We start from the raw sequence: 22,377 nt of genomic DNA on the forward strand, positions 1-22,377 counted from the left end.
GTCGTTCACCATGTCGAAACTGCCTCGCCGCAGGCCAATCGGCGAGCCGTCGCTTTCCGTCCGGAGGGGTCCGCTGTGGAGACTCTTGCGTCGAGTTGCGTCGATTCGCTAGCGTACGACTGCGGTTACTGGCCGCCAGGCCGTGGCGCCGGCCCGTCTTCGGGTGGCGTGGCCGACGTCCGGCCCGACCGGTCCGCACCCCTCGATTGTGCGAGCCACGCGCACTCGTCGCTGACCGGCCCCCACAGCCGTTGCCGAGGCCGTGGGGGCCGATCGCACTCCGGGTCGCGAGGCAGTCGGCGGGCCTCAGGTGCGACGACGCGTCCGGCCGTCCCGCTATGATCGGCCGCCGTGACTAGCGCTCGGTTCTCGGACGACGAGACCCGTCAGGTCGCTCGGCGGGCTGCTGGACTGCGGCGACCCGCGACGCCTCGACGAACGGTGTGGCCGACGAGGCTCCTCGCGGCCCTGGTGGCGGTACTCGTGCTGGCTGGCTGTTCGACTGAGCCGAGTGGCCCGCCGGGCTCGTCGGCGTCCACGGGGACCGCCGGCCCGCGGTCGACGAGTGGGTTGGGGCCGGCCGGTGGCCGGCAAACCGGCACGTCGGGTGCCGACGAGGCGCAACGCCGACGCTTCGCGGCGGCGGCAACCCTTCTGAAGAGCCGACCGGGGGTTCTCGGAATCCTGGTACGGGACCGGCGTACCGGCGAGCTCTGGCGGGCGGGAACCACCGACCACCCGATCTGGACGGCCTCCACCATCAAGCTCGCGATGACTGTCGGGCTGTTGGAGCGGGCCCGCGCGGGCGAGATCACGCTCGACGCCACCGCGCGTCGACAGATCGCCGACATGTTGAACTTCTCCTCCGACGACGCCGCCACCGCGCTGTGGAATCGCTACGGCCGCGACCAACAGCTCAAACGCTTCCAGCAGCGCTATGGGATGACCGGGCTGAGCACCGTCTCCGGGTTCTCGCGCTTCTGGGGCCACCTCAAGTGCACGGCAGATGATCTACAGCGGTTGATGTCGTACGTGCTGGACAAACTCGATCCGACCGACCGCGCCTATCTCGTCGGTGCGATGCGCTCGGTCGGCTCGATCCAGCGTTGGGGTGTCTGGGCGGCCGGCAGCGACATGCACCCCGGCACGAAGGACGGCTGGTCGATCGAGCCGGATCCGGGCGGCGAGCACTGGGTGACCAACACGGTGGGCTTCGCCGGTGACGACCAGCGTTACGTGGTCGCCGTGATGTACCAACTGCCACCCGGCAAGGGGATCGACGTGGGGGTGCACACGGTGAGCGACCTGATCGCCACCGTCTTCGGGGCCCGGACTCCGGCGCGGGTCACCGTGCCGGACCCCAGCACGGGACGCTAGGGCGCGCTCAGCGGCGGTGGGCGAAGATCGCGCGATACTCGGAGCTACCCCGGAACCAGGCCAGGCCGGTGGGGCCGGCGGCATAGAGAGCGGTGGCGAACGCGTCGGCGACAGTGAGGTCCGGGCCGACGACGGTCGCGGCGACGAGGTGGTCGGCCGCCTCGCCGGTGTGCGGGTCGACCACGTGTCCCTGCCGTCCGGACACTCCGGAGGTGCCGACGGCTCCTGCGGTCATCTCCAGCATTAGTGGCGCGCGGTCCGGTGCCGTCGGGTGGTGTATCGCGACCCGCCACGGCCCTCCGTGCGGCGCATGGCCGCGGACCACCAGGTCGGCGCCGGCGAGCACGGCGTAGTCGTGGATGCCCGCGGCGCGCAGCCGGGCGGCGGCACGCTCCACGGCCCAGCCGCCCAGGAGGCCTCCCGGGTCGAAGCCGCCGGGCACCGCCCAGGCGTCGAACCAGCCGTCGGTGGCGGCGCGCATCGCCACACAGCGGTCCACCAGGTCGGCCAGCGGGGGGTACGACTCGGGGCTGATCTCGCCCCGACGCAGCTTGGAGACGAGGCTCTCCGGGCGGTTCGGGCCGTAGGTCAGGTCGACGGCGCGCAGTTCGGCGACGCTGTCCCGCAGCGCCTCGCCGACGCCCCGACGGCCGAGCTGCTCGGGGGCGTTGAGCAGCAGCGTGTACTCGGCGGTGGCGGTGCGTACGGTGTGCTGCACGGCGATGCGTCCCTGGGTGGCGCCGGCCGGGTCGATCCGGTTTCGGCGGCTGCCGAGGCGGAGGTCCGGCCTGCGGTGCCGGAACGTCGACAGCTCCGGCCAGCGGGTCCGCGGCTGCTCGTCGATGCGCATGGCGCCTGCCCCCTCGCGGTCCACGTCGCGTCGTCGCGACCACCGTTCGCGGGCCCCCTGCCCGCTGACCCCCACCGTAGGCAGCGGACATGATCGCTACATGAGTCCCAGCTGAGAGGGTGCTGTGCATCCGCCCGTCCCGCATCTTGGAAGCATCGTACCGGGGGGCGGGACGGCGACGTACCGTTGCCGGACAGGGCAGTCCGAGCGTGGGGAGAGTGGGCGTGACGCGGATCGCGGTGGTGGCCGGGGACGGCATCGGGCCCGAGGTGGTCGCGCAGGCTCGCAAGGTTCTCGACGCGGTGCTCCCCGGTGTGCAGGCCACCGAGTACGACCTCGGCGCCGCCCGCTGGCACCGTACCGGAGAGGTCCTGCCCGACTCGGTGCTGACCGAGCTGGCCGGGCACGACGCGATCCTGCTGGGCGCGGTGGGTGACCCCACGGTGCCGCCCGGTGTCCTGGAGCGCGGTCTGCTGCTCAAGCTCCGGTTCGCCTTCGACCAGTACGTCAACCTGCGTCCGTCGCGGTTGTGGCCCGGCGTCGCCGGTCCGCTGAGCAGCGTGAAGCCCGGCGAGGTCGACCTGGTGGTGGTCCGCGAGGGCACCGAGGGGCTGTACGCCGGCGCCGGCGGGACGTTGCACCGCGACACGCCTGCCGAGGTCGCCACCGAGGAGAGCCTGAACACGCGGCACGGCGTGGAGCGGGTGATCCGCGACGCGTTCGCGCGGGCCGGTCGCCGGGAGCGGCGCAAGGTCACCCTGGTGCACAAGACCAACGTGCTGACCCACGCCGGGTCGCTGTGGTCGCGCGCATTCGCGGCGGTCGCCGCCGAGCACCCGGACGTCGCGACGGAGTACCAGCACGTCGACGCGGCCGCGATGTTCCTGGTGACCCAGCCGCAGCGCTACGACGTGGTGGTCACCGACAACCTCTTCGGCGACATCCTCACCGATATCGCCGCCGCCGTCACCGGCGGTATCGGGCTGGCGGCCAGTGGCTGCATCAACCCCGAGGGCGCGTACCCCTCGATGTTCGAGCCGGTGCACGGCTCCGCGCCGGACATCGCCGGGCAGGGAGTCGCGGACCCGGTGGCCGCGGTGCTCTCCGTGGCGCTGCTGCTGGAGCAGCTCGGGCACGCCGAGGCGGCGGCCCGGGTCGACGCGGCGGTCGCCGCCGAGCTTGCCGCCCGTACCCCGGGTGCGACGCTGCGTACGGCCGAGGTCGGCGACCGGCTCGCCGCCCACGTCGTAGCCTGACCGCCCCGGGCCGGCTCCCGGCCGGGGCGGAATCCGCCTGTCCGGGCAGTCCACCCGGTCCCGAGCGGCGCTACCTTCTGAACGACCGTTCGGGGTAAGTTTCTGGCACAGCCAATTCGGTGTGCGGTCCCGCATGCCGTTGTCCCGCAGGGAGGTCAGCGCGATGAGCGGTGGTGACAAGATCGACTTCGAGATCCGTCCGAATCCCACGCCGGTATCCGCCGCCGACCGGGCCGCCCTGCTGGCCAACCCCGGGTTCGGCCGCGTCTTCACCGACCACATGGTCACGATTCGCTACGCGGAGGGCAAGGGCTGGTACGACGCGCGGGTGGAGGCGCGGGGGCCGATCCCGATGGACCCCGCCAGCGCGGTGCTGCACTACGCGCAGGAGATCTTCGAGGGGTTGAAGGCGTACCGGACGGCCGACGGTGGCGTGACGATGTTCCGGCCGGACGCGAACGCCGCGCGGTTCGTCGACTCGGCGCGGCGGATGGCGATGCCGGAGTTGCCGCCCGAGGTGTTCGTCGACTCGCTGCACAAGCTCATCGAGATCGACCGGGAGTGGATTCCCACCGACGAGGACGGCAGCCTCTACCTGCGGCCGTTCATGTTCGCCAGCGAGGTGTTCCTCGGCGTCCGCCCGGCCAACGAATACCTGTACATGGTGATCGCCTCACCGGCCGGGTCGTACTTCACCGGCGGGGTCAAGCCGGTCACGGTCTGGGTCTCGCCGGACTACACGCGGGCCGCTCCCGGCGGCACCGGCGCGGCCAAGTGTGGCGGCAACTACGCCACGTCGCTGGCGGCCCAGGCGGAGGCCATCGAGGCGGGCTGTGACCAGGTCGTCTTCCTCGACGCCGTGGAGCGCCGCTTCGTCGACGAGCTGGGCGGCATGAACGTCTTCTTCGTCTACGACGACGACACGGTGGTCACCCCGCCGCTGACCGGCACGATCCTGCCCGGCATCACCCGGAACGCGATCATGACGCTGGCCGACAAGGCCGGGCACCGGGTCGAGGAGCGACCGGTCTCGTTCGCCGACTGGCAGGCCGACTCGGCCAGCGGGCGGCTCCGCGAGGTCTTCGCCTGCGGCACCGCCGCGGTGATCACCCCGATCGGCGGGGTGCGCTTCCCCGACGGTGAGTTCCTGATCGGTGGCGGCGAGCCCGGCCGGGTCACCATGTCGCTGCGCCAGCAGTTGGTGGACATCCAGCGCGGCAAGGCCGCCGACCCGCACGGCTGGGTGCGTCAGGTCCTCTGACGTCCGTCGGCTGACCGGCCCGTACGACGGGCCGGTCAGCCGTTGCCTAACCCTCGTCCAGCAGGTGGTCGCGCAGGGCCGCCAGCTGCTCGTCGGTCACTCCGGCATGACGCAGGTACGCCTCGATCGAGCCGTGCCCCTCGCGCAGCTCGTCCAGGAACATCTGCATGGCCTCGGCGGGTGACGCCAGGAACGGCGCCGGCACCTCCGCGGCGTCCGGCATGGTGGCGGCCAGCCAGGCGCTGAACCGGGCCGACGCCTCGGTGCTCAGCGCGTAGTCGGCGGTGATGTCGGCGTCGTTCACACCCAGGACGGCGAGGGTCAGGGCGCAGACGATGCCGGTGCGGTCCTTGCCGGCCACGCAGTGCACCACCACCGGGGCGTTCACCGCGTCGGCGATCAGCCCGACCGCCTCGCCCAGGCCCACGGTGCCGGTCTGGGCCAGGGCGGCGTAGCGGTCGGCGAGGTAGCGCGCCAGGTCGGTGCCCTTCTCGTGCGGGGTCAGCGACCAGTCCTCGTGCTCCGGGTGGATGTGCCGGTAGGTCAGCCCCTGGTAGGCCGGCACTCGACCGTCGCGCTCCACCTCGGTGGGGCGGCGCAGGTCGATGACGGTGCGGATGCCGATCGCGGCGAACGCGTCGCGGTCCTGCTCGTCGAGCCGGTGCAGGGAGTCGGAGCGGTAGAGGCGACCATGGCGTACGGTGCGGCCGTCGTGGCCGAGGTAGCCGCCGACGTCGCGGAAGTTGAAGGTCGCCGGCAGTGTGCGGTGTCGTGCGTCATCGATGGCGTCCACCCGCACACGGTAACGGCCGGTGGGCTCGTACCCCACCGGCCGTGCAGCCCTATCGGTCAACGGGCGGTGCCCGGGGGGAGCGCGCCGTACGTCTCGTCGTAGTAGCCGCCCAGCTTGTCGCGGTACGCCGGGTCGCTGTGGCTGGTCTCGTCGTACTCCGGGGCGGCCTTGATCTGGTCACGGGTCCGGTCGACGGAGACGGTGCGCTGGTCGTGGTCGACCTGGTTGACCGTGCCGGCCGGCAGCATCACCTTCTTGCCGAAGATCCACGGCCCGGTGTCCACCACCAGGTAGCTGCCGCCGACCTCGTGGCTGGCGCTGTCGATCTTGCCGACTCCGCCGTCGGTGGCCTCGACCTTGTAACCGACCAGGTCGGCGTCGGCCACGGCGGCGACGTCGCGGTAGCGCCAGGGGTCGAATGCGCCGGCGGGTGCGCCGCCGGCAATGGCGCCCTGGTCGCCGCCGCGCAGCGGGTCCGGCCCGGCGTGGGCGGAGTGCGGGTCGATCCTGTCCATGCCGTTCACTCCTGACTGTCGCCGATCGTCTCGGCCTGGCGTGCCTGGGTCACCGCAGGAGCTACCCGGCGGCGGGGTGCCGGAAACGGCAACCGGCCGGCGCGCCGGGGTGGCGTGCCCGGGCGGCCGGGCGTCAGGCCAGAGCTGCCTCGGCGTCCAGCGTGACCGCCGCCGCGTGCACGACGGCGGATATCCGCAGCGCCTCGTGTACCTGTTCGCGGGTGACGCCACGGCGACGCAGCGCCTTCTCCTGGGTCTGGAGGCAGACCTCGCAGCCGCTGATCGCCGAGACGCCGAGGCACCACAGCTTGAAGTCGCTCTTGTCCACGCCCGGACGGGCGATGATCTGCATGCGGAGCCGGGCCGGCATCGAGGCGTACGCGGCGTCGCCGACGAGGTGGGTCGCCCGGTAGTAGATGTTGGTCATCGCCATGACGGCCGCCGCGCCCTTGGCCGCCTCGACGCCGTCCGGGCCGAGGTGGTCGAGCGCCTCGGCGGCGATCTCGCGCAGTACCAGCGGATTACGGGCGGCCACCGCACAGGCCAGGGCCGTGCCCCACGTCTGCGCCCGGGTCAGCGTCGAGTCGCTGATGGTGGCGTCGAGGTTGCGGGCGATGTCCTCGGCGTACGCGGGCAGGGCCGCCCGGATGGTGTCCAGTCCCACGGGTCAGCCCTCGACCTCGGCGGGCGGGGCGTCGGCGTCGAGCGACACGGTGAGCACGGGTCCTCCTTGCGGGCGGGGTGGTCCTCCGGCGGTCAGGCGTCGCGACACCGCTCGTACCGTCCCGCGATGTGGATAGTTTCTCCCAAGAACCGGGGCGAGTGGCAGAGTAACGATTGTGACCAGCACCGCCCTGATTATTGCGACCTAGCGCGCCGGCTCTCCCCTCTGCCGAGCGCGCAGACCTCCCGCATCCCGCGGGAGGTCTTTTTGTTGCTCCGAGAAAGGATCCTGATGACGTTCCAGGTCTTCGACACGACATTGCGCGACGGCGCCCAGCGCGAGGGGCTCACCTACTCGGTGGTCGACAAGCTGGCGGTTGCCCGGCTGCTCGACGAGTTCGGCGTCGGCTTCATCGAGGGGGGCTGGCCGGGCGCGGTGCCCAAGGACACCGAGTTCTTCCGTCGCGCCCGCACCGAACTGACGCTGCGTCACGCCGTGCTCGTGGCGTTCGGCGCCACCCGCAAGGTCGGTGTCGCGGTCACCGACGACCCCCAGGTGCGCGGCCTGCTGGACGCGCAGACCCCGGCCGTCGCGCTGGTCGCCAAGGCCGACATCCGCCACGTCGAACGCGCGTTGCGCACCACCGGCGCGGAGAACCTGGCGATGATCCACGACACCGTCAGCCACCTGGTCTCCGAGGGCCGCCGGGTCTTCGTCGACGGCGAGCACTTCTTCGACGGCTACCGCCACGATCCGGCGTACGGCGCCGCCGTGGTGCAGACCGCGCTCGCCGCGGGCGCCGAGCGGATGGTCCTCTGCGACACCAACGGCGGCATGCTGCCGTCCCAGGTGACCGCCGCGATCCACGACCTGACCGAGCGCCTCGGCGTCGACCCCGCGTTCTTCGGCATGCACGCGCAGAACGACACCGCGTGCGCCGTGGCCAACACGATCGCCGCCGTCGAGGCCGGTGTCCGGCACGTGCAGGGCACCGCCAACGGGTACGGCGAACGCCCCGGCAACGCCGACATCTTCGCCGTCGTCGCCAACCTTCAACTCAAGCTCGGCATGCCGGTCCTACCGGAGGGCTGCCTCGAGCAGATGGTGCGGGTCTCGCACGCCATCGCCGAGATCGCCAACATCGCCCCCGACACCCACCAGGCGTATGCCGGGGCCGCCGCCTTCGCTCACAAGGCAGGGCTGCACGCGAGCGCGATCAAGGTCGACCCGTTGCTCTACAACCACGTGGACCCGTCGGTGGTGGGCAACGACATGCGGATCCTGGTGACCGAGATGGCCGGCCGGGCCAGCGTCGAGCTCAAGAGCCGCGAGCTCGGCCTGGACCTGACCGACCGTCCGGAGGCGCTGACCCGGGTCACCAAGCGGGTCAAGGAGTTGGAGGCCGGTGGCTGGTCCTTCGAGGCCGCCGACGCCTCGTTCGAGCTGCTCGTCCGCTCCGAACTCCCCGAGGGCGGTCCGGCGCGGCCGTTCACCCTGGAGTCGTACCGGGTGCTGGTCGAGCACCGCGAGGATGGTTCCGTGGTCTCCGAGGCGACCGTGAAGATCCGGGTACGCGGTGAGCGGATCATCGCCACGGCCGAGGGCAACGGCCCGGTCAACGCGCTGGACGAGGCGCTGCGGGTGGGGCTGGCCCGGCACTATCCGCAGCTGCGCGAGTTCGAGCTGGCCGACTACAAGGTGCGCATCCTGGAGGGCAGCCACGGCACCGGCGCGGTGACGCGGGTGTTGCTGGAGACCGCCAACGGCGCCGGCCGGGACTGGACCACGGTGGGCGTGCACCCCAACGTGGTCGAGGCGAGCTGGCACGCTCTGGTGGACGCCCTGACCTACGGCCTGGCCCCCGCCACGGTCTGATCCCCACCCACCCCCGCGATCTTGCACTTTGTGTCGACGTCACGCGGCCTTTGTCCCTGATGCGGCGACACAAAGTGCAAGATCGACGGGGTCAGGGGGTGGGGAGCCTCAGGGTGGTCAGGACGGGGCGGTGGTCGGTTTTGGGGAGAGACAGCACCCTGACCTCGTTGACGGCTATGCGGCGGTCGACAAGCACGTGGTCGATCGTGACCGGGGGTATGAGGTCGCCGTCGTACGGGCCCCACGTGCCGGTCAGTCCCTTCCCGGTCGCGTCCGCGGCGTCGACGTAACCGGTGCGCAGCAGCGCCCGCAGCGGCCCGTGGTCCAGGGTGGAGTTGAAATCGCCGGCGAGGATCCGCAGGCCACCGTTCGGGGTGGCCGGCGGTTGGGCGGCCAGGTCGGTACGCCACGCGTCGACCTGGTCCAGTGCGGATGGCGCCGCGGGGTGGGCCGACTCGACGCGGACCGGTGGACCGCCGGGGACGGCGAGGGTGCCGTACGACTGGCTGAATCGCCAGCCGCCACGGTTGTTCCGGACACCGACGTCGCTGATCGGCCAGCGCGAGTAGAGCCCGGAGCCGGGCGCGCCGTCGTGCGCGTTGAGCTGCCGGTGGGGTAGCAGTCGGTCGAGCCCGAGCCGGTCCAGCGCGGCCTGCGCGTCCGGGGTGAACTCCTGCACGGTGAGCACGTCGACCCGGTGCCGGCGGACCAGATCCACGAGCGTCGCCGCGTCGGCGGAGCCGGCCAGCAGGTTCGCGGTGAGCAGCCGGATCGTCGGCCCCGTCACCGTCGGCTGCGGCGCGGCCAGCGCCCGGGGAGCGACCACGCCGAGCAGCGCCACCGCGACCAGGGCCGCGACCGCCGCCGGCCACCGACGCCGCAGCGCGACGCTGAGCCCGAGGGCCAGCACGCTCCAGCCGGCGACGTACGGGGTGAACGCGAGCGCCTGCACCAGTGGCCCCCGGTCCAGCCCGGTGAGGCGTACGGCGGCCCAGACGGCTGTGGGCCCGACGGCCACCCAGCAGAGCAGTGTGCCGATCGGCGTCCGGCGGCGGGTCGGCGTGGACGGGCCGTCGGTGACGATCATGTCGGTCAGCCTAACGGTCCCGTTCCCGAGCAATTATGCGAATGGTGTTGCGTTCACCTTTCACAATTATCTGACGGTTGGATGACAGGCCGATAATGCGAGATCAACTATTGACTCACGGCTTTTTGCGGTGCTACGTTCCATCTGGTTGAAACGACGCAACTCTGAGTAGTAACAGCAGCTCAGGGCAGGTGTAAATTACCGAGGAATCAACCGTAAGCGCCATTGTTGGCAGTTATCCGTCCCGCCCCGCGGGTCGGCCGAATTCGCACGGTCACACAAGGGGGACCTGTCATGAGTACATCCTTCCGACGTAAGGCGGCGGCGATCACGTTCGCTGTCGCGGCGCTCACCCTCGCTGGTGGGGGTATCGCCGTCGCCCAGCCGTCGGCGAAGGCGCCGCAGGCGTCCGTCCAACCGGCGGCGGCGCGCAGCACGGACAGCCAGCCGCCCGTCACGGCCGAGTCGGCCCGCACGGCGAAGGCCGCGCTGAAGTCGGGCAACGCCACCACCCTGGCGGCCACCACCGTCTTCACCGTCGTCAACTCCAACGGCACCAAGGCCCGGGGCACGGGCACCGTGCTCAAGTACGGCCCCGGCCAGTACGAGGTGCAGTTCGGCTACACCGTCTCGGCCGGCGCCTTCCTGGCGACGATCTCGCGGTCCGACGCCTGCTGCATCCCGCCGGCCGGCGAGGTCTCGGTCGCCCCGCGGCTCAGCACCCCGAACGCGGTGTTCGTCCAGACCCGCAACTCGGCCGGTACGCCGACCGACCTGGGCTTCACGCTGCTCACCCACACACCCTGACCGAACCGACCGACCGGCCCCCGCGCATCCTGTGCGGGGGCCGGATCGTGCGTTGTTCTCGACCCGTCCGGCTCCCCAGGTGATTCGAGACGACCCGCATCCCGCCTCGGTGACCGACCCGCGTCGTGCCGTCGGGGCCGGCCCGGGGCAATTTCGCCCTCCGCGACCCGGCTCGCGTCGCTCGTCACTCTTTCGCGCGGCCCGTGCCCGTTGCGGGTGCTCCGGGCCGGTCCGGGCCGCACAATCCGACGTTTGTCGGGGCCCCGGCCCGGGAAGCAAGCACCGTGACGGACATCTCGGACACCCTGGCCAGCATGCCCACCTCGGTCGATCCCGAGCCGACCGGCGTCGAGCTGGAACAGACCCTCTTCGAGGTCAAACGCGTGATCGTCGGGCAGGATCGGCTCGTCGAGCGCCTGCTCACCGCACTGATCGCCAACGGGCACTGCCTCCTGGAGGGCGTGCCCGGGGTGGCCAAGACCCTGGCGGCGCAGACCCTCGCCACCGTTGTCGGCGGCACCTTCTCCCGGATCCAGTTCACGCCGGACCTGGTCCCCTCCGACATCGTGGGCACCCGGATCTACCGCGCGTCGAAGGAGACCTTCGACATCGAGCTGGGCCCGATCATGGCCAACCTGGTGCTGGCCGACGAGATCAACCGGGCACCGGCCAAGGTCCAGTCGGCGTTGCTGGAGGCGATGGCGGAACGGCAGGTCTCCATCGGCGGGCGCAGCTGGCCGGTACCCGCGCCGTTCCTGGTGCTGGCCACCCAGAACCCGATCGAGTCCGAGGGGGTCTACCAACTCCCCGAGGCGCAGCGCGACCGATTCCTCATGAAGGTGGTCGTCGACTACCCCAGCGACGCCGACGAGCTGGCGATCCTCTACCGCATGAGCAGCGACCGGCCCCGCGCGCGGCAGGTGCTCGATCCGCAACGGCTGCAGGACTTGCAGGCCTCCGCCGAGCGGATCTTCGTCCACCACGCCCTGGCCGAGTACGTGGTCCGGCTGATCCTCGCCACCCGCGACCCGGGCCGGTTCGGCCTGGCGGACATCGCGCCGCTGCTCGCGTACGGTGCCAGCCCGCGGGCCACGCTGGGCCTGGTCGCCGCCGCCCGGGCGCAGGCGCTGCTACGTGGACGGGAGTACGTGCTGCCCGAGGACGTCCGGGAGTTGGCGGTGGACGTGCTGTCCCACCGGTTGGTGCTGTCCTTCGACGCCGTGGCCGACGGAGTCTCGGCGGAGAGCATCGTCCGGCGGCTCGTGGAGGCGGTGCCTCCGCCCCGACTGGCCGCCGGGCACCCGCAGCAAACGCCCGATCTGGCGGCGGCATGAGACGCGCCAGCCGTACGACGGCGGGCCCGTCGCCCGACCCGGGCCTGGCCGAGCTGACTCCCGATCAGCGGCTGCGCCGACTCGAACTGACCGTCACCCGGCGACTCGACGGTCTGCTGCACGGCCAGTATCGCGGCCTGCTGCCCGGGCCGGGCAGCGAACCCGCCGGCAGCAAGGAGTACCGGCCGGGGGAGGACGAGGTCCGCCGGATGGACTGGGCGGTGACGGCCCGGACCGCTGTGCCGCACGTCCGCCAGGTCGACGCCGACCGGGAACTGACGACCTGGCTGCTCGTGGATTCCAGCGCCAGCATGGAGTTCGGCACCGCGGAGCTGGACAAGCGGGAGTTGGCGGTGACCGCGGTGGCGGCGGTCGGTTTCCTGACCGCCGGCGTCGGCAATCGGTTGGGCGCCCAGGTGCTGGGTGCCGACGGGGTACGACGCTTTCCGGCCCGCAGCGGGCGTACCCATCTGCTTGGTCTGCTGCGGACGTTGTTGACGGCCCCGCGTGCGACCGCGCCCACCGGTCGGCCGGGGCGGCGGTCGACGGCGCCCCCACCGGCGCCGGAGCTGGCGGACGGGCTCGACGCCCTGCACCGGGTGGCCCACCAGCGCGGCCTCGTCGTGGTGGTCTCCGATTTCCTCGACGGTCTGCCGGACGACCCGAATGAGCCGCCGCCCTGGGAGCGGACGCTGCGCCGGCTGTCCGTACGTCACCAGGTGCTGGCGATCGAGGTGACCGACCCACGCGAGCTGGAACTCCCTGACGTCGGTCTGATCACGCTCGTCGACCCGGAGACCGGCCGTCGCCGCGAGGTGTGCACATCGGACCGCCGACTGCGGGAGCGCTACGCCGCGGCTGCCGCCGCCCAGCGTGACCAGGTCCGGCAGTCGTTGCGCCGGAGCGCGGCGGCACACCTGGCGCTGCGTACCGACCGCGATGCCAGCGCGGACATCGTCCGTCACGTGCACGCCCAACGGCGGATGGCCGCCGCGCCGGCCGGGGCCGCCCGGGGAGGTGCCGCGTGAGCTGGGAGTCTCCACTGCGGCTGTGGCTGCTGGTCGCCGTGCTCGCGTTGGTCGTCGCGTACCTGGTGATGCAGCGGGGACGTGCGCGGTACGCCGTCCGCTTCACCAACCTGCGGCTGCTCGACCGGGTGGCGCCCGAACGTCCGGCCTGGCGACGGCACGTACCCGCCGGGCTGTTCCTGGCCATGCTGGCGTTGCTGGTGGTCGGCTTCGCCCGGCCCTCCGCCGAGGTCCGGGTCCCCCGCGAGCGTGCCACCGTGATGGTGGCCGTCGACGTGTCCACGTCGATGCTCGCCACCGATGTCGAGCCGGACCGGCTCGCGGCGGCGAAGCAGGCGGCCCGACGGTTCGTCGACGGCCTGCCCGACGAGTTCAACGTGGGGCTCGTCGCGTTCGCCGGCAGCGCCGCCGTCCTGGTGCCGCCCGGCACCGACCGGGACGCCCTGGACGAGGGCATCGGCCGCCTCGCCGAGGGGGTGACCGGTGTGCAGGGCACCGCCATCGGCGAGGCCATCAACACCTCACTCGGCGCGGTCAAGAGCCTGGACAGCGAGGCCGCGAAGGAGACACCGCCGGCCCGGATCATCCTGCTCTCCGACGGGGCCAACACGTCGGGGATGGACCCGATGGAGGCGGCGGCGGAGGCGGTCGCGGCGAAGGTGCCGGTGCACGCGATCTCCTTCGGTACGCCGTCGGGGTTCGTGGACCGGGGCGGACGGCCGATCCAGGTGCCGGTCGACGGGCAGACGCTCAGGGCCGTCGCCGACGAGACCGGCGGGATGTTCCACGAGGCCAGCACCATCGACGAGCTGCGCGCCGTCTACGACGACATCGGCAGCTCGGTCGGCTACCGCACCGAACGCCAGGACGTCTCGGCGCGGTTCATCGGCCTCGGGCTGGTGTTCGCGATGGGCGCCGCCGCCGGCTCGATGCGCTGGTTCTCCCGACTGCCCTGACCCGCAGCAGACGTCGACCGTGAGGAGTACGCATGGCAGTGCAGACCGGACTGGGCGAACCGCGCGGTCCCTGGTTCATCTCACCGGACCTCGATCCGGACGGGCGAGGGTGGTGGGACGCTCCCGGCTCGGGGCGGGACCCCGGCGGGCGGCGCTCCGGCCGGCTGCTCGCCGCCCTGGCGGTCGTGGCGGTCTCGGCTGTCTCGGGCGCACTGGCCGGCGGGGTGGTGGCCAGCCGGGACGGCGGCGCCGGGCCGGCGGCGGCATCCGCCGCGCCGGTGCCGGCGGAGTTGGTCACCGCCGCCGAGCGGACCGTGCCCGGCGTGGTGTCGGTGCTCGCCGGCGGCGCGAACGGCGCGTCCGCGACGGGCTCGGGCTTCGCCATCGACGACCAGCAGCACCTCGTCACCAACGACCACATCCTGGCCAAGGGCGGTGGGGGACCGGTGACTGTGGAACTGCCCGACGGCCGGCGGTACGAAGCCGAGGTGGTCGGTCGGGAGGCACGCAGCGACCTGGCGGTGCTGAAGGTGCCACCGTCGGCCGGGCTCGCCCCGCTGCCGCTGGCCAAGCCGGGTGCCACCCGGGTCGGTGAGCCGGTGCTGGCGGTGGGTTCACCGCTGGGTCTGTCCGGGACGGTCACCGCGGGCATCGTCAGCGCTCTGGACCGCCAGGTGCGGCTGGGCAACAACCGGCACCGCGCGGTGCAGACCGATGCGTCCATCAACCCCGGCAACTCGGGCGGGCCGCTGGTCAACGCCCGGGGCGAGGTGGTCGGAGTGAACACGGCCATCGCCACCATCGACGGAAACGGCTCGATCGGAATCGGCTTCGCCATCCCGATCGAGCAGGTGCAGCGGACCGCCGACACGATCATCGGCAAGGGCGGCTGACCTGCCCGAACGGCCCAGCGGGCCGCCGCCAGTGTCGGATATCCGGCCCGATGCCATCGGACCATGGAAATATGACGCTCGGTATGGATACTGACTCGGGTGGAGCGTCCTCTTCTCACGGTCCTCCTGCTGGTGGGCCTGGTCATCGGATGGGCGGTGGGGTCGGCGTACGCCCGGGCACGGCGCGGGTGGACCGACTACCGGACCGCGAAGAACTCGGTGCCCGGCGCTCGCCGCGGCGCGTGGTTGCTGATCCGCGGGGTCGCCGTGAAGGCCGCGGTGGTCGGGTTGCTGCTCTTCGGCGCGGTGGCGTACGCCGCGGTCGGTTCGGACGACGAGACCGCCGGCCCGGCCCCCACCTCGTCCACGACGCAGAGTGAGCCTTCGCGCCGGTGACCCGGCACGACCGGCGGCGGGCTAGCCTCGGGGCGTGGACGACGGACTGCGGGTGACCGACCGGTGGGTCGTCCCCGCCGGGGAACTGCGGGAGCGTTTCTCCCGCTCGTCCGGCCCCGGTGGGCAGGGAGTGAACACGGCGGACTCCCGGGTCGAGCTGAGCTACGACCTGGCCAACTCCCCGGCCGTACCCGAGTCGCTGCGGGCGCGGGCGTTGGCGCGTCTCGCCAACCGCCTGGTCGACGGTGTGCTGACGATCGCGGCCAGCGAGCACCGGGCGCAGCTCGCCAACCGGGAGGCGGCACGCGAGCGGATGCTCGCGCTGCTGCGCGAGGCTGCCGCCCCGCCCCCGCCGCCGCGTCGCGCGACCAGGCCGTCCCGGGGTGCGAAGGAGCGCCGGTTGGCCGAGAAGAAGCGCCAGTCGCAGCGCAAGCGCGACCGCCGCGTCGACGGCGACTAGCGATGATGACCGCACCGTGTGGGCGACCTCTCCTGCCCTCGGGTGACAGAATCTGGAATCTGTCAGTCGAAGTGTGTATGGTCGACGTGTCACCCAGGAGAGGAAGAACGTCATGGTCACCCGCACCCTCGGCAGCAACGGCCCCACCGTCTCCGCCCTCGGGCTCGGCCTGATGGGCATGTCGGACCTCTACGGCCCCGCCGACGAGGCCGAGAGCATCGCCACCATCCACGCGGCGTTGGACGCCGGCGTCACCCTGCTCGACACCGGCGACTTCTACGGCATGGGTCACAACGAGATGCTGCTGCGCGACGCCCTGCGCGGCCGCAACCGCGACAATGCCGTGATCAGCGTCAAGTTCGGCGCGCTGCGCGACGTCGACGGTGGTTGGAACGGCAACGACGTCCGACCCGTCGCGATCAAGAACTTCCTGGCGTACACGCTGCGCCGGCTCGGCACCGACCACGTCGACATCTACCGCCCGGCCCGGCTGGCACCGGACGTGGCGATCGAGGACGTGATGGGCGCGCTGGCAGACCTGGTGAAAGCGGGCCACATCCGGCACATCGGCCTGTCCGAGGTGAACGCCGAGACGCTGCGGCGTGCGCACGCCGTGCACCCCGTCAGTGACCTCCAGATCGAGTACTCGCTGATCTCCCGCGACATCGAGGCCGCGATCCTGCCGACGGCCCGCGAGCTGGGTGTCGGCATCACCGCGTACGGGGTGCTGTCCCGGGGCCTGATCAGCGGCCACTGGACGCCGCAGCGGCAGACCACCGGAGACTTCCGCAGCCACCTGCCCCGGTTCGCCGGCGCGAACCTGGATCGCAACCTCGTCCTGGTGGACGCGCTGCGCGCCGTCGCCGAGGCGCGTGGGGTCACCGTGGCGCAGATCGCCATCGCCTGGGTGCTGTCCCGGGGCGAGGACATCGTGCCGTTGATCGGCGCCCGCCGTCGGGAGCGGCTGACCGAGGCGCTCGGCGCCGCGACGGTCACGCTGACCGACGCCGACCTGGCCGCGATCGAGGCTGCCGTACCGTCCAGCGCGGTCGCCGGCACCCGGTACGACGAGGCGCAGATGGCGTTCCTGGACAGCGAGCGGGCATGACGGCCCGGTCGTGGCGCGACCGCGGGCCGGGGGTCGCGCCACGACCGCTGGCGTCGTCAGGGAGGCTGGGACGATGAGCGACGCCACCGCCCTGACGGCCGACCGCATCCTCGACACCGCCGAGGAGGTGCTGCGTCGGTACGGCCCGGCGAAGGCCACAGTGCTCGACGTGGCCCGCGCGCTGAGCGTCAGCCACGGCAGCGTCTACCGCCACTTCGCCAGCAAGGCCGCGCTGCGCGAGGCGGTGGCCGAACGCTGGCTGGCGCGGGTGTCGACCCCGCTGATCGACGTCGCCACCGGCACCGATCCCGCACCCGAGCGGCTGCGCCGATGGCTGGCCGAGCTGAGCGGCACCAAGCGGCGGATGGCCCGGGAGGACCCGGAACTGTTCGACAACTTCCACCAGCTCGCCACGCTCTCCGAGGGAGCGGTCGCCACCCACCTGGAGGTCCTCGCCGGTCAGCTCAGCCTGATCGTGGCGGACGGCGTGGCCGCCGGCGAGTTCAGCGTGCCCGACCCGGCGGTGGCCGGCCGCGCGCTGCTCCAGGCCACCGCACGCTTCCACCACCCGTCGCACCGGACGGAATGGAACGAGCCGGGCCTCGACGACGATCTGGCCGCGGTGGTCGCGCTGCTCCTCGACGGCCTACGGTCCCGCCCGCGCTGACAAGGCGGCTAGGGGACCGCCGCGAGCAGACGGTCGCGGAGCACGGCCGCGCGATCGGCGAACCCGCGCTGCGCCGTGACGTACTCGGCCCGACCCTCCGGCGTCTCCACCCGCACCGGCGGACAGCCGAGCGCCGCCAGGTCGTACGGGCTGGCGCGCATGTCCAGCGTGCGGATGTCGCGGGCCAGCTCGAAACAGTCCGCCACCAGCTCGGACGGCACCAGCGGCGACAGCTTGTACGCCCACTTGTAGAGGTCCATGTTGGCGTGCAGGCAGCCCGGCTGCTCGTTCGCGTGCTGCGTCTCGCGGGTCGGGTTGAGCAGGTTCAGCGGCCGGGCGGACGGGGTGAAGAAACGGTACGCGTCGAAGTGGCTGCACCGCACGCCGCGCTCCTCGACGACCTCGGCGGTCCGCTCCGGGGCCAGCCGCAGCGGCCAGGCGTTGTGGCGCAGCTCCTCGCGGGTCTGCCGGTACACCATCGCCCACTCGTGCATCCCGAAGCAGCCGAAGTGCGGCGCTCGGCCCGCCGTGGCCCCCAGCAGCGAACGGATCCACGCGATCGACTCGCCGCGTCTGACGCGTACTCCCTCGGTGTGGAGCGTGACCCCGACGGACGTGGCGCGGTAGTCCCGACCGAATTCGGTCGGATCCGCGTCGCGCAGCTCGACCCCCGCGCCGGGGTGCCAGCGGCGGAGCTGCGCCGGCCGCTGCGAGTAGTAGGTGAACAGGAAGTCTTCCACCGGATGCCGCTCACCACGACGTCGGCGGGCCAGGTGCGGCGTCAGCCAGGCGTCCACCCGCTCCTCGTGGGCCCGGCGGCGGGCCTGCCAGGTCGCCACGTCGAGCACGGCGGGGGCGAGGGCGGCGGTCACGGACCCCAGGGTACGACCGCCGCCCGCTCGCCGGTCAGGGCATCTGCACCCGGACGCCGGCGGAGAACACCCCGCTGCGCAGCTCCAGCTGCCGGGGCGGGTCCTGCCCGTCCACGGTGAAGACCAGCGGGAGCACCACCCGACTGCCCGCGGCCACCGGGTTGGCGAAGACGTCCCGGCCCAGGTTGGCCGCCCGGGTGGCCGGCTCGTCCGTGCTCACCCACCGGTTGCCGGGCAGGTAGGCCCGTTGCAACTGGCCGTGCCAGGGCTGCTGGGCTCCGGTGAGGTTGCGCACACCCACGGTCGCCTGACAGCTGCGCGCACCCGGCGGCGGCGCGCTGGCCCCCGGTGCGGTGGCCGCGCTCCCCGCCGCGCCGCACGTCATCCGGTAGACGGTGAACTCGAACGCGGACTCCCGCAGCGGCATGCCCATCGGGCCGGCAACCCCGGTACCCCGCCACGCGCCGCTGGTCGGCTGCTTCTGGGTGTCGATCGACGAGACCTGTCGGGTCGCCGTCCAGCCGGCCGTGCCGACCACACCCGCCAGGACCACCGCCGCCGCGCCGACCAGCAGCCAGACCGGCGGCGTACGCCGACGTCGGCTCGGGCTCGGCGTCGCCGGGCGCGGGTAGATCGTTCCGTGGCCACCGTCCGTTGCCCCGTCGGCGAGGGCGGCGGCGGTCACCCGTCGTCCTCCTCGTCCGCGTCGTCGACGCCACACCCAGACCACGACGGCGCTGATCAGCAGCAGAATCCCCAGGCCGGCCAGCAGCACCGGGTACCGCCGCCACGGCGGCGCCTCGGTGACCTCGGCCGCCGGAGCGGCGCCCGCCGCCCGCCAGGTGGCGGTGGCGCAGTCGTACGGCCGGGTGCCGTCACTGGTGAACGCGCAGGCCGGCGCGGTCAGCGGCTGGCCCGGCGCGGTCGCGGTCAGGGCCGTGCCCAGCGTGGTGCTGCTGTGGGCGGGCAACCGCAACCGCCACGTCACCTCGGCCCTGGACCCGCCGGAGCGACTGGACTGGCCGCCCGCGCTGATCGCGGTCGCCGACGAGCCGGACGGCAGCTCCTGACGCACCGTGGTGTCGACGGGCGAGTTGCCCACGTTGCGGACGTGGATCCGGTAGCGCGGTGCCGGACTGCTCTCCGGCGCGACCGCCACCGTGACCGGAGGCGGGGGCGCCGGGGCGGGTGCCCGTGAGGGTGGTGCCACCGCCGGTGGCGCCGAGGGCGGGGTCGGTTCCGCGCTGGTCGCCCGTGCGGCCACCGCCACCGCCATCGCCGGTCCGACCGCCGTCGGCCCGGTCGTGGGCGGTGGCGCGGCTCTGGGTGGCGGCGCGGCTCTGGGCGGTGGCGCAGCCGGTGGCGTCGTGACGGCCGCTGGTCGTGGCGCGGCCGCCGCCTCCGGGGCCGCCGCGGGCAGGGCCGGCACGGCGGCGAGGATGCCGAGGCAGTGTACGAACACTGCGAGGGCTCTGTGGTGTCGTGTCGATGCAGGCATACGAACGAACCTCCGGAGCCGACGCTAGGGCCGTCCGGCCTCCGTGCGGGTACGAAGCGCGGAATCCCGCCCCGGCCACCCGGAAGAGGGGTAGAGTGCCGCCGCCACTGACGGGTTGCGCACACCGGCCCGCCGTTGTGGCCGGTGGACGCCTCGGCGGGGCTAGATTGACCGGGTGCGTATCGCTCGTTTCGCTCATGCCAAGGGAATGTCGTTCGGTGCCGTCGAGGGCGAACCGGAGGCCGGGCCGCAGGGCCTGACCATCGCCGAGATCGAGGGTCACCCGTTCGGCCAGCTCTCCTTCAGTGGGGCCCGCTGGGCCCTCTCCGACGTACGGCTGCTCTCGCCGATCCTGCCCAGCAAGGTGGTCTGTGTGGGCCGCAACTACGCGGACCACGCCGCCGAACTCGGCAACGAGGTGCCCAAGGAGCCGTTGCTCTTCCTCAAGCCGTCCACCTCGGTGATCGGCCCCCGCGACGCCATCCGGCTGCCGATCTTCTCCAAGCAGGTCGAGCACGAGGCCGAGTTGGCCGTCGTGATCGGCGCACCGGGCGCCCGCCGGGCCGACCGGGCCGCCGCCGAACGCGCCATCTTCGGCTACACCTGCGCCAACGACGTGACCGCCCGGGACCTGCAACGCTCGGACGGGCAGTGGACCCGGGCCAAGGGCTTCGACTCGTTCTGCCCGATCGGCCCCTGGATCACCACCGGCCTGGACGTCTCCGACCTGGAGATCCGGTGTGAGGTGGGTCGCAACCCCGACGAGATGGAGGTACGTCAGCTCGGCCGGACGAAGGACATGGTCTTCGACGTTGTCGGCCTGGTGTCGTACATCTCGCACGTGATGACGCTGCTGCCCGGAGACGTGGTGCTCACCGGCACCCCGGCGGGGGTTAGCCCGCTCGTCGAGGGGGATACGGTCGCCGTGCGGATCGAGGGCATCGGCGAGCTCAGCAACCCGGTGGTCCCCGTCGCCTGATCGGTTCGATGCCCCTGTTTCCGCAGCTCACGGGCGGTTCGGGGGGATCGGATTTGGCCTGCTGGCACCGGGAGGGTAATGTTCACTCCCGGCGCCGCAAGGGGCCAATGGGGTATGGGGTAATTGGCAGCCCGACTGATTCTGGTTCAGTTAGTCTAGGTTCGAGTCCTGGTACCCCAGCGCAGCTGGGATTCGCGAGAATCCCGGGACGCTGGATTCTGACGGAGATCGGCTCCGTCCCTACGGGGGCGGAGAGCGGTCTCCGGTGGAGTGCAGCTCCTCCGCCCGACGAGGGTGGGGGAGCAAAAAGTTGTTCTGGCCCCGTCGTCTAGCGGCCCAGGACGCCGCCCTCTCAAGGCGGTAGCGCCGGTTCGAATCCGGTCGGGGCTACATCGTGCACAGCCCGTCTCACTGCGGTGAGGCGGGCTGTTTCGTGTCCGCCGCCTGCCGGTCGCGGCCTGGCGTGGCGTGGCGCGGTCTGGCTTGTTGCGGCCTGGCTTGTGGCGGCCTGGCTTGTGGCGGCCTGGCTTGATCGACTCGGCTTGCATGAGACCGTGGTGTCCTGAGGCGGTTGATAGGCCGAGTTCACGGAACCCGAGTCGATCTTGGCCACCCCACCCACGGCTGTTGCCCGTACCCGGTTCTCGCCTTCGCGCACGGTGCCGCTAGACTACAAGCCGCACCGCCCGCAAGGGTGGTGAACAGGAAAGTTCTGGCCCCGTCGTCTAGCGGCCCAGGACGCCGCCCTCTCAAGGCGGTAGCGCCGGTTCGAATCCGGTCGGGGCTACAACCAAAGGCTCACCTCGCCCCGCGAGGTGAGCCTTTCTCCATATCCCCACCCAGCCCCCGGGTCCGGCCCTCGCCCGGCCCGCCCCGTTGATCATGAAGCTATTGCCATCCGCGTCGGCGTGTCGGGACAACAACTTCATGATCAACGGGGAGCAGGCGGGCGGGCAGGCGGGCGGGCGGGCGGGCAGCTGGTGGGGGTGGTGGGGGTGGGGGTGGGGTTAGAGGCCGGAGAGGCGTTGGCCGGCTCTCACGACTGCCATGGCGTGGCGTTCGCCGGGGCGGCGGCCGAGGCGTTCGATGGGGCCGGAGATGCTGATCGAGGCGATCACGCGGCCGGTGCGGTCGCGGATCGGGGCGGAGACGCTCGCCACACCCGCCTCCCGCTCGGCGACGCTCTGTGCCCAGCCCCGGCGGCGCACCTCGGCCAGGGTGCGGCCGGTGAACTTGCTGCGGGGCAGCAGCGGCATCACCGCCTCCGGCGGCTCCCACGCGAGCAGGATCTGGGCCGCCGAGCCGGCGGTCATCGGCAGCACCGAGCCCACCGGGACGGTGTCCCGCAGGCCGCTGGCCCGCTCGGCGGCGGCCACGCAGATCCGCTCGTCGGCGCGGCGCAGATAGAGCTGGGCGCTCTCACCGGTGGCGTCGCGTAGCGCGGCGAGCAGGGGCTCGGCGGCGGTCAGCAGGACGTCCGGGGCGGCGTTGGCCAGTTCACCGAGCCGAGGCCCGGGGCGCCAACGGCCCTGTGTGTCCCGGACCAGCATCCGGTGGATCTCCAGGGCCTGCGCCAGCCGGTGCGCGGTGGCCCGGGGCAGCTTGGTGCGTTCAACGAGTTCGGCAAGGCTGGCGCCGTCGACACAGGCGGCCAGGATGACCACCGCCTTGTCGAGAACGCCGACACCGCTCATACTGTGT

Annotated in this window: 22 protein-coding genes and 3 tRNA genes; 17 read left to right on the top strand and 8 right to left on the bottom strand. The window is 72.3% G+C overall.

Translation table 11 applies throughout. The features are described from left to right. The first annotated feature begins 351 nt into the window (after positions 1 to 351). The gene (locus tag ABZU91_RS01380) at positions 352 to 1,377 is read left to right on the top strand and encodes a hypothetical protein (RefSeq protein WP_355232959.1); all 1,026 of its coding nucleotides are present in this window, start codon (positions 352 to 354) and stop codon (positions 1,375 to 1,377) included. 7 nt (positions 1,378 to 1,384) lie between these two features. Here the strand turns inward: ABZU91_RS01380 and ABZU91_RS01385 are convergent, their stop codons facing one another. Beyond that, positions 1,385 to 2,227, bottom strand: coding sequence for an FAD:protein FMN transferase (locus ABZU91_RS01385; RefSeq protein ID WP_355232960.1), 843 nt, complete (start codon positions 2,225 to 2,227; stop codon positions 1,385 to 1,387). Between the two features lie 224 nt (positions 2,228 to 2,451). Here ABZU91_RS01385 and ABZU91_RS01390 point away from each other — a divergent pair, with 224 nt between their 5' ends. Beyond that, a complete protein-coding gene (locus tag ABZU91_RS01390; RefSeq protein ID WP_355232961.1) occupies positions 2,452 to 3,483 on the top strand; it encodes a 3-isopropylmalate dehydrogenase in 1,032 nt (343 codons plus the stop codon). Positions 3,484 to 3,646: 163 nt separating this feature from the next. Beyond that, complete coding sequence (locus ABZU91_RS01395) at positions 3,647 to 4,744, top strand: branched-chain amino acid aminotransferase (RefSeq protein ID WP_355232962.1); 1,098 nt, start codon at positions 3,647 to 3,649, stop codon at positions 4,742 to 4,744. 46 nt (positions 4,745 to 4,790) lie between these two features. Here the strand turns inward: ABZU91_RS01395 and ABZU91_RS01400 are convergent, their stop codons facing one another. The 3 genes from ABZU91_RS01400 to ABZU91_RS01410 form a co-directional block, all read right to left on the bottom strand. Continuing rightward, complete coding sequence (locus ABZU91_RS01400) at positions 4,791 to 5,537, bottom strand: tyrosine-protein phosphatase (RefSeq protein WP_355232963.1); 747 nt, start codon at positions 5,535 to 5,537, stop codon at positions 4,791 to 4,793. Between the two features lie 56 nt (positions 5,538 to 5,593). After that, positions 5,594 to 6,052 (bottom strand): PRC-barrel domain containing protein, encoded by a 459-nt coding sequence (locus ABZU91_RS01405; protein WP_355232964.1) that lies wholly within the window; start codon positions 6,050 to 6,052, stop codon positions 5,594 to 5,596. A 133-nt stretch (positions 6,053 to 6,185) separates the two neighbouring features. Then, positions 6,186 to 6,716 carry a carboxymuconolactone decarboxylase family protein gene (locus tag ABZU91_RS01410; RefSeq protein ID WP_355232965.1) on the bottom strand — a complete coding sequence of 177 codons (531 nt, stop codon included), beginning with the start codon at positions 6,714 to 6,716 and terminating at the stop codon, positions 6,186 to 6,188. A gap of 291 nt (positions 6,717 to 7,007) precedes the next feature. Here ABZU91_RS01410 and cimA point away from each other — a divergent pair, with 291 nt between their 5' ends. After that, on the top strand, positions 7,008 to 8,591 hold the full coding sequence (gene cimA / locus ABZU91_RS01415; RefSeq protein WP_355232966.1) for a citramalate synthase: 1,584 nt from the start codon (positions 7,008 to 7,010) through the stop codon (positions 8,589 to 8,591). A gap of 91 nt (positions 8,592 to 8,682) precedes the next feature. Here cimA and ABZU91_RS01420 read toward each other — a convergent pair whose 3' ends face one another. Then, positions 8,683 to 9,678, bottom strand: coding sequence for an endonuclease/exonuclease/phosphatase family protein (locus tag ABZU91_RS01420; RefSeq protein ID WP_355232967.1), 996 nt, complete (start codon positions 9,676 to 9,678; stop codon positions 8,683 to 8,685). Positions 9,679 to 9,972: 294 nt separating this feature from the next. Between ABZU91_RS01420 and ABZU91_RS01425 the strand changes: the two genes are divergently transcribed. The 9 genes from ABZU91_RS01425 (at position 9,973) to ABZU91_RS01465 (ending at position 17,327) form a co-directional block, all read left to right on the top strand. Continuing rightward, the gene (locus ABZU91_RS01425) at positions 9,973 to 10,485 is read left to right on the top strand and encodes a hypothetical protein (protein WP_355232968.1); all 513 of its coding nucleotides are present in this window, start codon (positions 9,973 to 9,975) and stop codon (positions 10,483 to 10,485) included. A gap of 284 nt (positions 10,486 to 10,769) precedes the next feature. Next, positions 10,770 to 11,819: a MoxR family ATPase gene (locus ABZU91_RS01430; protein ID WP_355232969.1), complete on the top strand. Its 1,050-nt coding sequence runs from the start codon at positions 10,770 to 10,772 to the stop codon at positions 11,817 to 11,819. Continuing rightward, positions 11,816 to 12,847, top strand: a complete 1,032-nt coding sequence (locus tag ABZU91_RS01435) for a DUF58 domain-containing protein (RefSeq protein ID WP_355232970.1) — start codon at positions 11,816 to 11,818, stop codon at positions 12,845 to 12,847. The genes ABZU91_RS01430 and ABZU91_RS01435 overlap by 4 nt, the downstream gene beginning before the upstream one ends. After that, the gene (locus ABZU91_RS01440; protein WP_355232971.1) at positions 12,844 to 13,803 is read left to right on the top strand and encodes a VWA domain-containing protein; all 960 of its coding nucleotides are present in this window, start codon (positions 12,844 to 12,846) and stop codon (positions 13,801 to 13,803) included. The genes ABZU91_RS01435 and ABZU91_RS01440 overlap by 4 nt, the downstream gene beginning before the upstream one ends. 32 nt (positions 13,804 to 13,835) lie before the next feature. Then, positions 13,836 to 14,696: a trypsin-like peptidase domain-containing protein gene (locus ABZU91_RS01445; protein WP_355232972.1), complete on the top strand. Its 861-nt coding sequence runs from the start codon at positions 13,836 to 13,838 to the stop codon at positions 14,694 to 14,696. A 99-nt stretch (positions 14,697 to 14,795) separates the two neighbouring features. Next, entirely contained in the window at positions 14,796 to 15,092 is a 297-nt protein-coding gene (locus tag ABZU91_RS01450) for a hypothetical protein (RefSeq protein ID WP_355232973.1), read from the top strand. A gap of 34 nt (positions 15,093 to 15,126) precedes the next feature. Next, a complete protein-coding gene (arfB, locus tag ABZU91_RS01455; protein WP_355232974.1) occupies positions 15,127 to 15,552 on the top strand; it encodes an alternative ribosome rescue aminoacyl-tRNA hydrolase ArfB in 426 nt (141 codons plus the stop codon). Between the two features lie 112 nt (positions 15,553 to 15,664). Then, the gene (locus ABZU91_RS01460; RefSeq protein WP_355232975.1) at positions 15,665 to 16,660 is read left to right on the top strand and encodes an aldo/keto reductase; all 996 of its coding nucleotides are present in this window, start codon (positions 15,665 to 15,667) and stop codon (positions 16,658 to 16,660) included. A 73-nt stretch (positions 16,661 to 16,733) separates the two neighbouring features. Then, a complete protein-coding gene (locus ABZU91_RS01465) occupies positions 16,734 to 17,327 on the top strand; it encodes a TetR family transcriptional regulator (RefSeq protein WP_355232976.1) in 594 nt (197 codons plus the stop codon). An 8-nt stretch (positions 17,328 to 17,335) separates the two neighbouring features. Here the strand turns inward: ABZU91_RS01465 and ABZU91_RS01470 are convergent, their stop codons facing one another. Continuing rightward, positions 17,336 to 18,199 carry a 3-methyladenine DNA glycosylase gene (locus ABZU91_RS01470; protein WP_355232977.1) on the bottom strand — a complete coding sequence of 288 codons (864 nt, stop codon included), beginning with the start codon at positions 18,197 to 18,199 and terminating at the stop codon, positions 17,336 to 17,338. A 34-nt stretch (positions 18,200 to 18,233) separates the two neighbouring features. Beyond that, positions 18,234 to 19,697 (bottom strand): hypothetical protein, encoded by a 1,464-nt coding sequence (locus ABZU91_RS01475; protein WP_355232978.1) that lies wholly within the window; start codon positions 19,695 to 19,697, stop codon positions 18,234 to 18,236. 175 nt (positions 19,698 to 19,872) lie between these two features. On the opposite strand from ABZU91_RS01475, the gene ABZU91_RS01480 reads away from it, so the two are divergent. From ABZU91_RS01480 to ABZU91_RS01495, 4 genes are all read left to right on the top strand, one after another. Continuing rightward, positions 19,873 to 20,676 carry a fumarylacetoacetate hydrolase family protein gene (locus ABZU91_RS01480; protein ID WP_355232979.1) on the top strand — a complete coding sequence of 268 codons (804 nt, stop codon included), beginning with the start codon at positions 19,873 to 19,875 and terminating at the stop codon, positions 20,674 to 20,676. 108 nt (positions 20,677 to 20,784) lie between these two features. Next, positions 20,785 to 20,856: transfer RNA gene (locus ABZU91_RS01485), tRNA-Gln, on the top strand. Positions 20,857 to 20,993: 137 nt separating this feature from the next. Further along, positions 20,994 to 21,066: transfer RNA gene (locus ABZU91_RS01490), tRNA-Glu, on the top strand. A gap of 324 nt (positions 21,067 to 21,390) precedes the next feature. Next, a tRNA-Glu gene (locus tag ABZU91_RS01495) sits at positions 21,391 to 21,463 on the top strand. 220 nt (positions 21,464 to 21,683) lie between these two features. On the opposite strand, the gene ABZU91_RS01500 is transcribed toward ABZU91_RS01495, so the two are convergent. Continuing rightward, the gene (locus ABZU91_RS01500) at positions 21,684 to 22,370 is read right to left on the bottom strand and encodes an IclR family transcriptional regulator (RefSeq protein WP_091671614.1); all 687 of its coding nucleotides are present in this window, start codon (positions 22,368 to 22,370) and stop codon (positions 21,684 to 21,686) included. Between the last annotated feature and the right edge of the window lie 7 nt (positions 22,371 to 22,377).

The organism is Micromonospora sp. NPDC005174, from assembly GCF_040608495.1.
In the GTDB taxonomy this organism is placed as follows: Bacteria; Actinomycetota; Actinomycetes; order Mycobacteriales; family Micromonosporaceae; genus Micromonospora.

Coding starts and splice junctions, on each gene's coding strand:
- ABZU91_RS01420 (WP_355232967.1), bottom strand. CDS start 9,678: ATGATCGTCACCGACGGCCCGTCCACGCCGACCCGCCGCCGGACGCCG.
- ABZU91_RS01500 (WP_091671614.1), bottom strand. CDS start 22,370: ATGAGCGGTGTCGGCGTTCTCGACAAGGCGGTGGTCATCCTGGCCGCC.
- ABZU91_RS01460 (WP_355232975.1), top strand. CDS start 15,665: ATGGTCACCCGCACCCTCGGCAGCAACGGCCCCACCGTCTCCGCCCTC.
- ABZU91_RS01465 (WP_355232976.1), top strand. CDS start 16,734: ATGAGCGACGCCACCGCCCTGACGGCCGACCGCATCCTCGACACCGCC.
- ABZU91_RS01445 (WP_355232972.1), top strand. CDS start 13,836: ATGGCAGTGCAGACCGGACTGGGCGAACCGCGCGGTCCCTGGTTCATC.
- ABZU91_RS01475 (WP_355232978.1), bottom strand. CDS start 19,697: ATGCCTGCATCGACACGACACCACAGAGCCCTCGCAGTGTTCGTACAC.
- ABZU91_RS01435 (WP_355232970.1), top strand. CDS start 11,816: ATGAGACGCGCCAGCCGTACGACGGCGGGCCCGTCGCCCGACCCGGGC.
- ABZU91_RS01385 (WP_355232960.1), bottom strand. CDS start 2,227: ATGCGCATCGACGAGCAGCCGCGGACCCGCTGGCCGGAGCTGTCGACG.
- ABZU91_RS01425 (WP_355232968.1), top strand. CDS start 9,973: ATGAGTACATCCTTCCGACGTAAGGCGGCGGCGATCACGTTCGCTGTC.
- cimA (WP_355232966.1), top strand. CDS start 7,008: ATGACGTTCCAGGTCTTCGACACGACATTGCGCGACGGCGCCCAGCGC.
- ABZU91_RS01405 (WP_355232964.1), bottom strand. CDS start 6,052: ATGGACAGGATCGACCCGCACTCCGCCCACGCCGGGCCGGACCCGCTG.
- ABZU91_RS01395 (WP_355232962.1), top strand. CDS start 3,647: ATGAGCGGTGGTGACAAGATCGACTTCGAGATCCGTCCGAATCCCACG.